The organism is Rhodopirellula sp. MGV (assembly GCF_002251265.1).
Lineage (GTDB): Bacteria > Planctomycetota > Planctomycetia > Pirellulales > Pirellulaceae > Stieleria > Stieleria baltica_A.
In genome coordinates, this window is the sequence record NZ_NPDI01000046.1 from 15,121 (window position 1) to 30,760 (window position 15,640).

A 15,640-nucleotide genomic window follows, 5' to 3' on the forward strand; every position below is an offset into this window, starting at 1 on the left:
GTCAATGATCGGTGAAGGGGCCGATTGACCCGGTACTCATTGATCGAGTGTCAAATGGTCAACGGTAACGACACAACATCGCGTTCTGCGATTAGAACTCGGCGTGTCCCGGTGTCCGTGGGAACGGAATCACGTCGCGGATGTTGGTCATCCCAGTGACATACTGGACGGCGCGTTCCAGACCCAACCCAAAGCCTGCGTGTGGTACGGTGCCATAGCGACGCAGGTCGACGTACCACCAGTAATCGTCTTCGTTCAGTGATTGGGCCGCCATGCGTTGCTGCAGCACATCCAAGCGTTCTTCACGTTGGCTGCCGCCGATGATCTCGCCGACGCCAGGAACCAAGACGTCCATCGCTGCCACCGTTTTTTCGTCATCGCTCAAACGCATGTAGAACGGTTTGATGGACGAAGGATAGTCCGTCAGGATCAACGGGCCGCCGACGTGTTTTTCGGTCAGGAACCGCTCGTGCTCAGCTTGCAGGTCCGTGCCCCATTGGATCTCGTATTCGAATTTTTCGCCACAGGATTCGAGGACCTTGATCGCCTCGGTGTAGGTCATGTGTTCGAACGGTTTGTCGATGACGGCCTTGATCTGCTCCAGCTTGCCTTTTTCGATCATCTGGTTGAAGAACTCCATGTCCTCTTGGCAGTTCGACAACGTTTCGGTGAAGACGTGCTTCAGGAATCGCTCGGCCAAGTCCATGTTGTCCGCCAGATCGAAGAACGCTGCTTCTGGTTCGATCATCCAGAACTCCGCCAAGTGGCGGCTCGTGTTGCTGTTCTCGGCGCGGAACGTTGGTCCGAAGGTGTAAATTCGGCCGAGTGAGGTCGCATACGTTTCGCCTTCGAGTTGCCCGCTGACGGTCAAGAACGTCGGCTTGTCAAAGAAGTCGTACGAGTAGTTGACCGGTTTGCCTGATGCGGCAAGCCGTTCCAAGTCCAATGTCGTCACGCGGAACATCTCCCCTGCCCCTTCGCAGTCACTGGCCGTGATGATCGGCGTGTGCACATAAGCAAAGCGGTTTTGGTGAAAGAAGCCGTGGATCGACTGGCTGATCTGGTCGCGAACACGCATCACCGCGCCGAGGGTGTTGGTGCGGGTTCGCAGGTGAGCCCATTCACGCAGCTTTTCGAATGAGTGGCGTTTCTTTTGCAGCGGGTAGGTTTCTGGATCCGCCCAGCCGAGTACGCGAACGTCGGTCGCGTGCAGTTCGGTGGCTTGGCCTTTGGCGGGCGATTCTTTGAGTTCGCCTTGGACGATGACGCTGCACCCGGCGGTCAGTTTTTGGATTTCGCTTTCATAGTTGGCGAGATCCGCGGGGGCGACGATTTGCAGGTTGCCCAGCGAGGAACCGTCATTGAGTTCGATGAAGCTGAAACCGCCTTTGCTGTCGCGGCGGGTGCGAACCCAGCCACGGACTTCGCGGTCAGTTGCGATCGAAGCGGCTTGGCGAGCCTCTTTGACGGAAATCCAATCGGCCATGTTGCAATCATCCGGTGCGAGGAAACGACGTTTGTTCTCCAAAAGTTATCGTGCCTCGCGGCCCATCACAATCGGGAATCGTCGTTCACGCACCGCGTTAGGCGTCCCATTGCTGCATCGATAGGGCGATTCGCTTTAGTTCGGGCTTGTTCTTTTCGATCGCCATCAGCCCAATCATCAACAGCACACCGGTTCCGATTCCGAACACCCACCACGGCCAAACCGCGTCCATTTGTTGGCCCGCATGCCAGACCATACTGGTAACGCCAATGAATACGAACGCTGTTCCCAGATACAGGAACGGGCGGACCCGTAACAGCACCCCTGCCCCCGCACCGGCGAGTGCCAACGTGATCAATACGATCGGCCCCGCAATGGTACTGCCAATCCCCTGGATCAACATGTCAGCGGAACTGGCCAAGTAAATCATCAGCGTGCACGCATAGCGGATCGCTTGCATGGTTTCTTTGCCAAGTTTTTCGCGATGAAGGTGCGAGAGTCCCAGCACACAGATCGCCGGCGGGATCAGCCAGGCTTGCGGATGGGCCAGGAAGCTCCAACCAGGGACTTGGGTCAGGACCACCCACAACGCTCCGTTGGCCAACAAAATCGACGCAATGCGTGAGCGTTGGCTTTTCCAAAGCATCGAGATCACGCCGTAGTAAAACGCCGCGACAATCAATAGAGCTTGGTAGGAAACGTGGCCACGAACGAAGTTCCACGAGGTCATGTCGGAGTCGCCAAACAAGCTGCTCGTGAACGAACCGCTGAGCCAAAAGCCAAGCACCGGAATCAGCGGCAAAAACAAAGCGGTGCGTTTCAGTGTTGCTGACAAGACTTCGTCGTTGCGGCGTCTTGCCCATTCCGTGATTCCGACACTCAGGAAACTCAACGTCATCACGATGTACGGCCAGTAAGCACGCAGCCCGATACTGGCCAAGGGGCTTTTGCAAAGGAACAGGTGAAACCAAGTCAGTCCGCCAAACGCTTGGGCAGCGACAACAAGCAGCGACCGTTGACGATCGCTCAAACTCCAGATCGAGCGATAACGGAATCCCGGTCCGCTGGCGATTGCCGCGAAGGTTGCCAGTGCGGTGAAGCCAACCAAGATTGCCGCCATCCCCAAGTACAACGGCCTCGAGAGGAGATCCGTTTGATCGTCCAAGCGAATCAATAACTCCTGAACTAACGTCGCAATCAAACTGGCGATCGCCAATCCGAGCGCCAACGCTGTGCCACGACGAAGGACCGGTTTCCAAGTATTAAGGGTGGTCGCGGCAAAGATCTTGGGCAACACGACGATTTGCAGACCGGCCGTGATCACCCAAGCGACAAACCAACGCGTCGTCAGCACCCACAAAGGAAACGGATACGATCCGATCGCGGTGCTGCTCCACATCGCGATCGAGGTGTAACCAAGTCCTAGCATCCAGTAACGCAGACGCTGTGACAAAGCCGATTGTTGTTCACGCGAGCGACCGCTTTGTGTTGCCAGTTCACCAGTCGCCATTGCAAGGATCGCGATCGAACCGATTGCGACCGGCGTCAGAGAATCGTTGTTGTAACCAAACAACATCATCAGACACAAACAGATCACCACGGAACCCACTACGAATCCGACCCGCGTGAGCGGACGAAGCCAAGTCAGCAAGTCGATCGGTGAAAGGTTTGCGAGCACGCCGGGTTGATGGACCCACTGGCAATGGAACCTGCGAGCGTGATTGCCGAGTTCGCAAATACGCGACAGCCAAAACGCCATCAGGAGGTACGCTAGCGAAATCGACAAGACGACTGTTGTGTACAACGCGGTAAAGCTGGCCGCGTAGATTGCCGCAACTTGCAACGAAACCAACGTGACCGTGCAGAGACATGTCACCATCGCAGTCTCGATCGTTCCTCGTCGGTCACAGCGGAATACCACCGTCAACGCTGCGATTATGTACGCGAACACGCGGCACCACGACCAAGTATCCATCATTACATTGGATGGTGACGAAGCGAGGTGATGGTAGAACGTGAATACGACCTCCGCGATGGCCGCGAACATGATTAACAAGGCGGCTTCACGATCAGCGAGCCAATGGCGTGCGACTTGATGTTTGAGTCCCCGGCCCAGATCCGGATTGCTGCCTCGCCAAAGCACCAAACAAGCGGTGGACCAGAGAACCAGTGACGCGATGATCTTTGAGGCGTCCCAGTTCAGCATGTCGTCTGCCATCATGGTCAGCAGCAGACCAAGCAGTAACGTTGACAGCGAGAACAGCCGACACAGGATGGCAGAACGCTTCGAGCCCTGTTCGATTGGTTCTGGCACTAGGTGAGATTTAGCGTAACTGGCCGTCAACAACACACCAAAGCAGCAGGCAATCAATCCTGGCAGTGGATCGATCCAGTACCGTGAATTGAACAGGCAAAGCAGCGTCGTTGCGACGACAATCAGTGCGGTTTGATAACGGGAATATCGTGTCGACTGGCCATGGTTTTTCCAAATCAAATAAAGCGTGGAAAGTCCTGCGAGCGCCGACCAAACCAATTCCAACGCCAAGCGATCAGACATCCAAAGCGAAGGCAAAGGTGCGATCAAAATTGCGAGATGTCCTGAAAGTGCCAAACCATAGACATCCCATGGGACCACCGTGTCGCGGGATTGAGGTAACACGCGTTTCAAATTCGCCGTAATCGCTATTGAGACACCCGTCAGCACAAATCCGAGTGGGGCGTGGAACGCTGACGCGTCGATGTCGTAAAGCAACAATCCAAGGATGACTCCGATCGCGTTTGCCGCTCCGGCAAGGAGGCAAACGGCGAGCGACACTTGAGACCCCTGCGTCGATTCGATTCGAAGCAACCGCAGTGCGACTGCATACAGTCCTGCCGCGATGGCTGCCGCCTGGAAGGTCGCAATCCAGGTGAACGTCACCATCAGCGGCGCGACCAAGATGACGGTTGCCGGAATCAGCAATGCGGCACAAATGCCGAACAACGGCCGCTTTTGTCGGTGGTCAATCCAAGCGGCAATTGCCGACGCTGACAGCCACCAACTTGCAATCCAAAGTGTGATGTTGGTTGTGGGGGACTGCTTCATCACGATCGCTGGCAACCAGTCAGACAAAATCAAGATCAACGAAGAGGTCGCCATCATGAAAAATCCGATCGTCGCAATCATTCCGGACTGTGGCAGCGCCATTGCGAGTCGTCGAAGTTGATTGTTCAATTCGCTGTGGAGCAACCGGTCAGCAAGGATCAAGCAGGCTGCTGCCAGTGTCGTCGCAAGCAGCAGTTGTGTCTCAAGTGAAGATGCAATCAGCAACGACGACTGGATCGCAGTCCAACCGATCAAGATGCAAAGCAATGCGGCATTGCCGATTCGGAAATCGCCCGAGTCGCGGTCCGGGCCCTGGAAACGAACGAGCTGGATGATCGCTAGGCTGGCGAACACCAAGATTGGCACTCCGTAGTTCGCAACCGAAGAAGTCGCGAAGTAGCACGGGATCGCGTCTGTTAATAGCGGAGCGGAAAGTGTTGTATAAGCATGAAACGCTCCGATCGTGGCGAACGCAAACGCCAACGTTCTGCAGGCCGTGGCCGAAATGACATCCCAGTCGTGGTCGCCAGGGCGATACCACGCAAATCGATTTGAGAAACGTCGAATCGGCTTGAGCTGAATGTGAGCCGAGCGATCAATCCAGTGGTTGCGAGCGAGTGTGATCAGGTGCGCCACGCAACACACCGATGCCCACGACCAAATCGCGGTGCCGTTGAAAACGCCGTCGATCGTCAATAGCCAGTCGTAACCGTGGTAATAGGCTGCGACACCGACCATGGCACAAAAGCTGGTGCGTGATGCGAACAGCAGTCCTGGGATTCGATCACCAAAACCGATGAATGCCAACATTATCGCGCTGGTCAGCAGCATGACGATCGCTTGGTTTTCAGGTGAAACAATCCAAATGGAATTGTCGTGATCAAGTGCCAAAGCACCTAGCGAGATCCCTGATGCGAGAACGGCCAAGACCGTCGATGAAAGACGCAAGTTGCGCATCCGACTTCGGCGGTGAACCCAGCACTCACCCAAGACGAGCAGCGTCAGCGATGAAGCGATCGCCGTCAGAACAAAGGGCGTCGTACCTGTAAAAGGCTGACCGATTTGGATCGGACGAATGATCGCCATCCAAAATCCGATGGTGGTTGCGATCACCGACCAACTAGCGATCGCGGCAAGGTTGGACTTGCGGATCAGCCAAACCCCGTAGCCGGTTGCCGCGCCCAAAGCGAGTGTGATCACGACGGGTGGAATCGATCCCATGCGTTCCACCGGCAGGACGACGAGTGCTGCCGCAACCGAGGTCGCATACGCAAACCAAGCCAAGGTGCTGTAGCGAAGCACGACAAACGGCTGCGATGATGTCGACTTCATCGAAAGACGTCGAACGAGCGTCAAGGCAGTGGTGCTGGTAAGGCCAACGAATGCGGCAGCGATCATGGCTTCACCACACAGCAATTTTTCCCAAAGCCGAGTCGCTTCCCAGCTGCCGCCGCTGATCAAGCTGGAACTCAGTACCGTCGCGATTCCCAGTGGAGCGATCACGATGGAAAGCCAGCTGTCATTGCGGGTCAGGTAGGTTACGGCGAAGGCGGTCGCGCTAAAGCATCCTGCCCAAGCCCAGAACCATCCGACCGTTTCCATCGACGGGATCGCCAGCAACATCGCTAGCCCCAGTAACAGGACCGAGCATGAGTTTGCTGCGAGCAGAAGCTTGGGACGCCAGCGATGGGTCAGCAGCGGAACAGCAGCAGTGGCAAGAATGACGTAGCCAGGTAACATCGCGTCCGCAATGGTCAGCCAACCGTTCGGAACGGCGCGAAGAACAAACGCGGCATAGCCAGCCAACACGGTGAGCGAAAACCCGGTGACACTCAATACGATCGCATGCCTCGAAACACGACCCGTACTCGGACGCGCGGGACTGGTGGATCGAATCAGCATCAGGACGCCGACGATCGCCAACGAAGACAGTCCGGTGACCCAGCCGGCAGAATCACCTAGCACGCGACTGGCGGTCGGCAGGAATGGCAAGATCACCGATGGTCCGGCAACGCCCAGCGTCATCGCGACCGCAAGTGACCGTCCAACCAACGCTCGTGCCGCTTGCCAAATCAATGACACGTAGATCAAACCACAGCCCAGAATCGCTGCGACGGTGATCGGATCACCTAGCTGAATCGTTGTGTTCTCGATCCCGTCAGTGGAAAGCCCTGCGAGGATACCGAGCGGTACCAACAATGTGCCAATGACCAGCGTCGCTCGGCTGGAGCTTTGCAGCTTCCATCGGAAAAGCGTGTAAAGTCCGGCGAAAAAGATCGACGCGTTGCCGCACATGAAAATCAGCGACGGAACGACGCGGTGCATCGCAGTGATCGTGCTCCACAAGCTGACGACCAAACCGATGGAGCAAACCACGATCAAGATGCCTGCGATCAACTCACCCCAGCGAACATTGTGGTCCGCCATTAGTTCGGCGATCGATCGCCCCGCTTTGGCTTTGACGGAATCGTTGGCTTGCGATGGTCCTTGAGCAACAACCGGTTCAGTCGCCAGCGTTTGGGCGATCACTGCAGCCGAGGGCATCGAAGCCGGCACTGCTGCCGGGGTCACCGAAGCCGGAGTCATTGCGACTCGTTCGGCAACAGGAATGGCATTCGACGTCGCGGCGGCAGATGAAACGGGCCTGATGGTTGGAGCAGGAGCCGCAGCCGGTTCGACCAACGTTGCTGCGAACGGTTCGGCGGTTGAGCTTGGCGGTGATGCCGTTGAGGCGGCTTCTCCCTTGGGGGCCGATTCACCATTGGAAAGCCGTCGAAGTGTGATCCGCCACTCACCGGCTTGATCGGGGCTGATCAGACCTCGGCCGACCAAGTGACTGACGATTCGGTGTGTGGCGGCCAGGTCAGCGTCCAAGCTGGTTGCTTTGGCACTGCCGTGCGGCTGATCTTTTTGGATGCCAAACGCCGAGCGAAGAATAAAGGCGGTCACGACCCAGGAAAGGTGCCCCAGACCGGTGATGACCAGCCAAACGAAAGCTAGTCCCAAGAAGATATCCATCGCATTCGACCTTGATGTCCGCGGTTGTCGCTGTCATAGCGATTTGGTGCTCGCCAACTGCCAGCGAAAACAGAGCCCTGTGGCCCCGTGAAACTTCGCAAGAATAGGTCGCGGCAGGCGGGAAAAACCTGCTCGTACGGAAACGGCTGCTAGGCGGCGCGGTATTGAATGCCGGATCGGTCGCGTCCGACGGGGGAGATTGCCCCGGTGTGCTTGAGCACGTAGGCGATTTTTTGGGCGAACCAGCGAGGGCGGTTGGTCAGCGCGGCGATGTCTTCGGTTGTGAACGAGTCGGCCTGGGGATCCAGTCCGACAAGTTCAAACAGGTCAACCGCGGTGCGGATTTCGTGAGTGGATTCGATGTCGATCAACGAGACATCTTCGACACGAAAATCTTTGCGTCGCCAGCCGCGTCGACGCGGGGCGGGGACGCGTGTTTGCTGGACGTTGACGAAGGGCAATTCCAGGATCAGGTTGTCGTGTGGAAACACCCGTGTGAAATAAATCAGGTCGTCAAACACGTCGATGTATTCGCCGCGTTTCGGGCTCATCCGGTACGATGAGACCTGCGACCGTTTCGTTTTCTTTTTGGCGATCCGCGTGCGGTAGATCACCGGTTTAACGACGCGAACGGTGTGTCGCTTGAGCAGCGATTTGACTTTGCCGCTGATGGCCGACAGCGACGCACATTGGATTTCGATCAATTCGTCTTGGCGAACGGCGTCGATCCGGTACCGCCCCACCAAAACTTCCGTCTGCGACTCGTCGCTGGCGTAATGAAGTTTCAGTTGTTGGTGGAGCGTGGTTTCCATCGAATGGATGTGTTGCGTTGCAAACGTTGGATTGCAAACGAGTTTCCGTCTCGCCGATTATTCTGGCTCGATGCCGAAATCGCGAATCGTGGTCAGCGTTTTCAGCTTCAGGCCACGTTTGGCAAAGGCTTCTTCGCCACCCGCAAGACGGTCGATGATGCCGATTACCTCACGGACCTTTAGCCCAAATGCTTCGGCCGCGTCAACAGCCTTCAGTGCGCTCCCGCCGCTGGTGATGACGTCTTCGACGATGACGACTTCTTGGCCGGCTTCGACAGGCCCTTCGACTTGGCGACCCATTCCGTGCCCCTTGGGCTCTTTGCGAACCATGAAGCCTTTCAGTGGCAGGTCCTGTTGTCCGGCCAGCATCACGATCGATGCGGTGATCGGGTCAGCCCCGATCGCCATCCCCCCGACAGCAGCAGGCAGGTCGCCGCCAGCTTGGATCACTTCCAACATCCCGGCTGCGACCAAGTTCGCGCCCTGCGGGTGCAACGTGATCCGGCGGCAATCCAAGTAGTAGGACGCTTTTTTACCGCTGGCGAGTGTGAATTCACCCCGTTGCAGTGCTTCGGACTCGAGCAGGCGGATCAGATCTTGTTTGTCGTAGGCCATGGGTTTTCGCGTGAGCTGAAAGGATGATTTGATCAGCCGCTGACCGTAAATCGATCTGCAAAAACTGGCAAGGTGCCACTTTGCGGTTTGTGATCAGCCTTCGCGAACCTGGCACGAGTGTGCCTGGAAAAATTAGCTGCGTCGCCGCGTGTAGCCTAAGACGATCATTGCCAAAAACGCTGTTATTGCACCGGATGGCTCGGGAACGACGGATTGACCGGGGCCACCGGGAGTTCCAGGGCCGCCAGGGGTACCGGGGCCTCCGGGAGTGCCGGGTCCGCCTGGGGTACCGGGCCCACCGGGAGTGCCAGGTGGTGTGCCGTCGTTGTCACCGCCCGAGATCGATGTGCTACCGCCATCAACATCTGGGATCGTCTGGGTTAGCGTTGCAGTGATCGGCAGCAGGGGAATTGCACCGACTAAGCCCGAAAACCCAGAAGACGGCAAGGTGCCAGAACCGAAGCCGCCACCGCCAACACCCGATCCCATCCCGGACTGCGGTGTTTGCAGCGTTTCTTCGGCGATCGCGCATTCGGTGCACGCTTGGCAGTTGCATGTTGTGACGGGTTTCGCAATCAAAGGGCACGGTGGCCGGTTCGACGGTGCGCAGCTTGACTGAAACAGTCGCGTCCTCGAAACAAAGATTGGGCTGAATTCGGAGCGGTCGATTTGGCTGGTCAGCGCCGAGCGATTCGGATCATCAAACCAATAGCCATTCGAGATCCCGGCACTGCCCGTCGCATGATGACTGGCCTGCAGGAACGTCGTCTCGTCATAGTATTGCAGCTCGGGTGCGGCACGGAGCGAACTGAAGAGATGCTCCGGACGATTCAGTATTGTGTTGCCGGTTGCATGCGACACGTCGTAGACGTTGATCGATTTTGGAAGCGGAGTCGTGGTCAGGGCGTTCTTCGTCGCCTCGACCGATACCAATCGCAAGTCTTGTGGACGGTGTGATGTGAAACCGTTGATCAAATACGGATCGAACCTTTCCTCAACGATCAATCCGAGACTGCGTTTGACCAACGCTTGCTTTGGCTTTGATTGTCCGCGTTGGCTGTAGAGTGAAGTCGCTTTCTCACTCGGTATCCTGAACCCGTGATAGGAAATCACGCCCGAGGTGACGAGTTGCTTGGCTTCCTGAGGCTGCATTCCGAGCGGCGATGTGATGATCAATCCACCGTCGGCGCTCGCTCCCGTAAGGAATGCGAGTATTACAAGAAGTGTGGCCGCTCTTGCCATCGATTGGTGCAGAACCAGGTTGAACGCTCGAGACGAAATAGCCCGTTGCTTAGGTGCTGCCCCCCGTTAAAGCATCAACACCGAGCCGCCAAACTAGGCCGAAAAACAGGCAAGTCAAATCTTACGCGTTAAATTCTGCAAATCTTGGACGATAAGATAACGGATTATGTCACCCTAAAACGACCGTCGCACAATCGATGCACCTCGGTGTGGGTGTTTGTCGATAGCCACCAAGGAGGTGGCACTGAGAAGATGTACTGAACAGATGGAAGATGCGGGTTAGGCGGACTTAATCGCCCAGCCACGCGTTCGTTCAGTCGGCTAACTTGCGGCGCAAATCGCGAGCGGTCTGTTGCAGCACAAGAGGGAGTTTGCTGCGAATAAAGTTTGAACCCGAAAACCATTCCGGTGGTTCGTGCATCGCCAACCGGCTCTCGATGACGACTGCATCAGCGCCAGCGAGTTTGGTAGCGGTCAACCAAGCTTGAAAGCCGGTGTAGGTGCCCGTTTGCTTGGGATCTTCAGTTGACGTCCATTGGGCCGCAAAGCGATCGTCTAGTAACAGATCAATTCGGTTTTGCTGAGGCGACTTGTGCGTGTCGATTCGTAACACCGCATCAAGTTTGATCTTGTCGAGCAAGGTCGTTTGGATGTGCCGAAAACGTTGGTTGTCCTCAATCGATTGAACACCGTTTTCTCGCAACGTCACCTCGTCAACAGGTTTGGCAAAAGAGCTCGTTTCGCTGTCGTCTGTTTCGACCTCACCGGAAAGCTGTTGCGAGAGTTGTCCTTCGGCGAAACGTTCTAATGGACAATGGACCACGAACAAGACATGGACCAGATGACCAACACGATTACCCGAATCGTCTTTGATGTATTTCAAGTCAATTCGGACCGGGGCGACCTGAGAGTCACGGGTGAACTGTCGCATGGACAGTCCACCGATCATCGGGGATAGCTTTTCGATTTGTTGCGTTTCGTTTTCAGTCCCATTTAATGTCGGAGGCTGTAGTTGCACCGACACTCCGCCAATCGAAACGGGAGTCGATTGTGCATCAAGTTGGCCGCAAAAAAGAACGACCACCGACCAGATGACACACCGCTGGACTGAGTGAACGAACATCAGTTTGCAAAACCGGGGTAGCGTTGTTGCAGTTCTTGGCGAGCTTCGGCGGCGCGTTCGGTGCGGCCGACTTTTGGCCAGAGTTGTACAAGGTGCGTCAATGCCTCGGCGTGTGCGTCAGAGGCACCGGAGAACATCAGGTGGGTGTGTAAGTAAGCCAAAATGGCGCCTTCGATGTCGCCACCTGCTTCATAACATTGCCCCTGTGCGTTGTAAATTTTTGCGCACATTTCAATATCGGTGGGATTCAGTTCGGCGATCAGTTGTTCGACAGCTTTGATCCCGTCGTCTGGTTTTCCCGCTTTGCATGTGGCGATGGCTTGACCGGCTTTAGCAAGGATTTTCAATCGCAGAGCATCGGAAGAGTTCACTTCGAGGGCAACGATTTCTGAGAACACTTTTTGGGCCCCAGGAACATCGTCTTTTCGCAACATCGCGATGCCAGCCAAATAGCGTGCCTGGATCTGCGTTTTGGCTGACGGTGCTCGACCGAGGTAGCCATACATTTGCACGGCACCGTCAAAATTGTTTGTCGCCAATTCCAAATCACCGAGCAGTTTGACGACAGCGAAAAAATGGTACGAGTCGCCATGATTGCGTCCAAACGCGGTGGCTTCGGCTTTCGCCGCTTTGCGGTCGTATTGTCCGGCAAGGGCCATTTTGGCTCGTGACAACAAGCGATAGTAAGCGAGGTCGGCTTGGATCATGTCCCGAGGGATTTGATCGGGGTTTAGCGGTTTGAGTTCTTCGATCGCTTGTTCGTACTGACCATCAAGGGCGAGTTCGCGGCCTCTTGTCAGCTCTGGCGGATCACCTTGGAAAAGCACCTTGCGAATGTCACTTTCCAAAAAAGTCTTGTCATTGCCGCCGGCTTTCAAAGTGATACCGTTCTTGTTGACGGTGATGACTTTACCCGCGGAGGCACTGGTTGAATCGTACGTATAAACACGATCGATTTGGGCGCTCGCCGTGTGGCAGGCGAGCAGCATTGAAGCGAAAGCGATACCGCAGAAGCTGGAGAGTCGAATGTTCATCGCGATAAGTCTAACGGGAGGTCGTCCGAGAAGTGTTTTGGTGGGAAGCGTTATGGAGTGGCGAGACCGGTCGGTTTCTCGCCGACACTCCGCTGAGCTTGTTTCATCAACGCGTCGTATCTCTGGAGATTCTTTGTGCCGCCGAGGTCTGGAAACAGGGTCGCGGCTTCACGCAGAATCTTGATCGACTGTCGAATATCTTTTTCTTGGTCGCCTGCTTTGCCCATCAGGAAGAGGCAGAGTGCGACGTGATAGCGTGACTCGAAAAACTTCTCTTTGAAGTTCTCATTGCGACGCAGTTGGCTGCTGGTCTTTTTGCTGATTTCAGCCCAGCCCCAGATGGTGTTTTTGCCATCGTCGCCTTTGCGAGCACCCTCGAGGGCGGCGCGGTAGGCCTTGTACGCGACGTTCGGTTTCAATGACGCTGCCCACGATTCGTAGGCCTGTGCGCCTTCGATTTGTGCTTCCAACATCATCGGTTGGCTTTTGAGCAAGGCGTCGATCGTGTCGATCGATTCCTTGTACTGACCGGACAGACGCTGTGCTTTTGCGGTCAGGTACGCCGTCGTCACATTGGATTGATCATCGAGTGCCTTGAAGGTCGTGACCGCTTGTGAAATCAGTTCCTTTGCTTGCCCAGTCGCTTGGGTCTCGTTGGGGGTCATCGTGGATTCACCCAGCGACATCAATGTCTGTCCAACCCATCGCAAGGTCGCTTGGTCATCAGTCGCTTCTCGAACGCGTTTTAGTACTTCGAGGAATGCGGTCGTCAGCTTTTGTTTTTTCTCGGGGGACGCGGTGTCGAGTTGTTCTTGCAGGTCCTGCGCCATCCGCATGTACGTTTGCGTCAGGTTGGCTTGGGCTGCGGCCCCTTGAAAGGCGACCCGCAGGTTTTCCATCGCCTTGGTCATTTGATCGAGGTATTGGCCTGGATCGTCGCTCGCGAGCATGACACCGACCAGAGCACGCAGTTCGGTGCTGTACAAGTCGCCGAGGAATCGTTCAGAAGGCGAGTCTTGGTCGGAGGTGTGTTGAAGCGGTCCAAATTTATCATCAGTCAAAGCGGCCAACGCTGGAGCGTACTCTTGATCGATCAGCCGGATCTTTGCCAACACCAAGGCGGCCTGGAATGCTTCTGATTCGACCAGTTCTCCCTCGATTTCACGGAGGCCTTCATCGAGGTTTTTCTTTGCCAGGGCGATTAAACGCTGCGCCTTTTCTTCATCGTTTTGCTCCGTTTTGGCGATGATCGATTGATTCCAAAGCAATTGGCCGAGCAGTCGTTTGAAACGTGCACGTTCATTTCCCGCTGGCATTTCGTCAATCAGCCGTTGTGCCCCATCGAAGTCATCTTTGGAGAGCAGCAGACGAATCTGGATGCCTTGTGCGGCGGCCGCATTGGGATCGTCAGGCCAAGTAGCCGCAAGAAACTTTCCGAGCGATTCGAGCTGTTTGATCAGTCCGTCGTTTTCCGATTCGGGGACTTCGCCAAGCAGCAGTTGCATCGACGTCAACGCCATCAGTCCGCCTTTGAGGCCGACCTCGGTGCCCGGAGCGGCGTGAGCGAGGAAACTGCCAACGACGACCGTTTCACGATGACGCTGAGATTGATACAGGAAATACGCCAAGATTTGACGTGCTTGGTTGACCGTTTCAATGCTGGATTCGGAATTGACCATTCCGAGTCCGATCCGCAGAGCCTGGATACCGATTTGATAGGTTTCCTGGATCTGTTTTTGGATGTCCTGTTTTTGCTGATTGAGCTCTTCGGAATCCGGTTGCGATTCGAGCAACTTGAGCGTGGATTCGATGTCGCTGACGTGCTGCAATACCGTGGTCGCGGTTTCGAATGCTTCGTCGAAACTTTTCGGTGGTTCGATCGATGGCAGCTCGACTGATTCTGCCTCGATCCCAAGGCCTTCAAGCAATTTGGTGACTTCATCCAAGTGATCACCGGAGACCTTTTTTGCTTCTTGAAGCAGCTCACGTCCGGCGGAACGGGCCCGTCCGATCTCGCCTTTTTTCAGCGAGCTATCGGCGGCCTTGGCGAGATAGGCTTTGGCGAGGTCGACACGGAACGTCTGGACCGAAGCGGTACTGGCTTCATTGGGCCGAATCTGGCGAACGAATGGTTCCGTTCGATCGATCGCTTCTTGGTATTTGGGTGGATCTTCTTGCAGCTTCATGCGGATGATACCCGCGGCGGCCAAAAACTTGGCTTCACGAAGCACATCGACTTCAGGCTCTTCAAGCATCTTCAAATAGTTGTCGAGCGCTGCTTCACGGTTACCGAGCAGTTCTTCGATTTCGCCCAAGTGTTCGAGTGCGATTGCACCGGAGGGAAAGCGAAAGTATTTCTTGTTCAGTTCCGCGAGTCGATTCTTGGCGTCTTCCAGTCCGGCCTTGTCATCCTTCGCGGGGGACTCGTACGTTTTCGCGGCGAGCTTGATCGCGTCGGCCGCGTTGAGTTGTGATTGAAGGAATTCGAAACGGTACTGGTCACGGCGGGCGATGCCTTCGGGGTCCGTTTCGGCATCGATCTTTTGGCCTTTCATCGCTTCAAGCTTGCCACGCAGGTCACTCACGATTGCGTCAAATGTTTTGGCCGCCTCGAGATAAGATTGGCGGGCTTCGGAAAGCTTCAGCTTGTCACTGGCACTGTTACCACGCGAGGCGGCGAGCAATTGTGCCGCACGAATCATTTGCAACTTGCCAAGTTGCAAACGCGCTTCGCTGACGCGGGGGTGAGAACTGTCGGAACTGATGAATCCTTGCAGCGATTTTTCCGCTTCGGCAAAGGCGTTGTCGCGACCGTCAGAACTGTTCGTGTGGATCGCTTGATCGATAAACGTCTGTGCTTTTTCAAGCGGGATCGCCTTGACGAAAGAAGGGTCAATCCCGGCGATGTTCTGGGCGCGGTCTAAGTACTGAATTGCGGTGTCGTAATAGCCGATGTTGCGAAGCTGTTTGACGAAGCGTTCGGCGGGTTCACCCTCGGCGGCATCAACGTTTGCCGCGATAAACGGTATCGCCATTGCAACCGGTAGTGCCAACAAACGCTGCCATGTTATCCGACGCTTCGCCGAGACATTCGAGGGGCAGCCCAACGTCGCGTCTGATCGACTGGTTGTTAGATTTGACATGTTGACCGGTTAAATCTGTCAGGGTGGGATGAAAAGGTTGCCGGCGGGGATCTGCGGTCGACAATAAAGGATAAGGTGGCAC

8 protein-coding genes are annotated in these 15,640 nt (G+C 55.7%); all 8 read right to left on the reverse strand.

The annotated features are described in order from the left end of the window. Positions 1-91: 91 nt before the first annotated feature. Positions 92-1,486: an asparagine--tRNA ligase gene (gene asnS, locus CGZ80_RS16490; RefSeq protein ID WP_094416521.1), complete on the reverse strand. Its 1,395-nt coding sequence runs from the start codon at positions 1,484-1,486 to the stop codon at positions 92-94. A 97-nt stretch (positions 1,487-1,583) separates the two neighbouring features. After that, positions 1,584-7,589, reverse strand: a complete 6,006-nt coding sequence (locus CGZ80_RS16495) for a hypothetical protein (protein WP_094416417.1) — start codon at positions 7,587-7,589, stop codon at positions 1,584-1,586. 149 nt (positions 7,590-7,738) lie between these two features. Then, positions 7,739-8,401 carry a hypothetical protein gene (locus tag CGZ80_RS16500; RefSeq protein WP_094416419.1) on the reverse strand — a complete coding sequence of 221 codons (663 nt, stop codon included), beginning with the start codon at positions 8,399-8,401 and terminating at the stop codon, positions 7,739-7,741. 57 nt (positions 8,402-8,458) lie between these two features. After that, positions 8,459-9,016 carry an orotate phosphoribosyltransferase gene (gene pyrE / locus CGZ80_RS16505; protein WP_094416421.1) on the reverse strand — a complete coding sequence of 186 codons (558 nt, stop codon included), beginning with the start codon at positions 9,014-9,016 and terminating at the stop codon, positions 8,459-8,461. Positions 9,017-9,148: 132 nt separating this feature from the next. Then, positions 9,149-10,258 (reverse strand): hypothetical protein, encoded by a 1,110-nt coding sequence (locus CGZ80_RS28045; RefSeq protein ID WP_158222736.1) that lies wholly within the window; start codon positions 10,256-10,258, stop codon positions 9,149-9,151. Between the two features lie 313 nt (positions 10,259-10,571). Then, entirely contained in the window at positions 10,572-11,282 is a 711-nt protein-coding gene (locus tag CGZ80_RS16515) for a hypothetical protein (protein WP_143543976.1), read from the reverse strand. A 98-nt stretch (positions 11,283-11,380) separates the two neighbouring features. Continuing rightward, positions 11,381-12,415, reverse strand: coding sequence for a tetratricopeptide repeat protein (locus CGZ80_RS16520; RefSeq protein ID WP_094416425.1), 1,035 nt, complete (start codon positions 12,413-12,415; stop codon positions 11,381-11,383). A 50-nt stretch (positions 12,416-12,465) separates the two neighbouring features. Next, a complete protein-coding gene (locus tag CGZ80_RS16525; RefSeq protein WP_143543977.1) occupies positions 12,466-15,558 on the reverse strand; it encodes a hypothetical protein in 3,093 nt (1,030 codons plus the stop codon). Positions 15,559-15,640 lie beyond the last annotated feature (82 nt).

What these genes read in the sequence shown, in the direction of transcription:
- CGZ80_RS16520 (WP_094416425.1), bottom strand. Translation starts at nt 12,415, where the DNA reads ATGAACATTCGACTCTCCAGCTTCTGCGGTATCGCTTTCGCTTCAATG.
- CGZ80_RS16500 (WP_094416419.1), bottom strand. Translation starts at nt 8,401, where the DNA reads ATGGAAACCACGCTCCACCAACAACTGAAACTTCATTACGCCAGCGAC.
- asnS (WP_094416521.1), bottom strand. Translation starts at nt 1,486, where the DNA reads ATGGCCGATTGGATTTCCGTCAAAGAGGCTCGCCAAGCCGCTTCGATC.
- CGZ80_RS16495 (WP_094416417.1), bottom strand. Translation starts at nt 7,589, where the DNA reads ATGGATATCTTCTTGGGACTAGCTTTCGTTTGGCTGGTCATCACCGGT.
- pyrE (WP_094416421.1), bottom strand. Translation starts at nt 9,016, where the DNA reads ATGGCCTACGACAAACAAGATCTGATCCGCCTGCTCGAGTCCGAAGCA.
- CGZ80_RS28045 (WP_158222736.1), bottom strand. Translation starts at nt 10,258, where the DNA reads ATGGCAAGAGCGGCCACACTTCTTGTAATACTCGCATTCCTTACGGGA.
- CGZ80_RS16525 (WP_143543977.1), bottom strand. Translation starts at nt 15,558, where the DNA reads ATGTCAAATCTAACAACCAGTCGATCAGACGCGACGTTGGGCTGCCCC.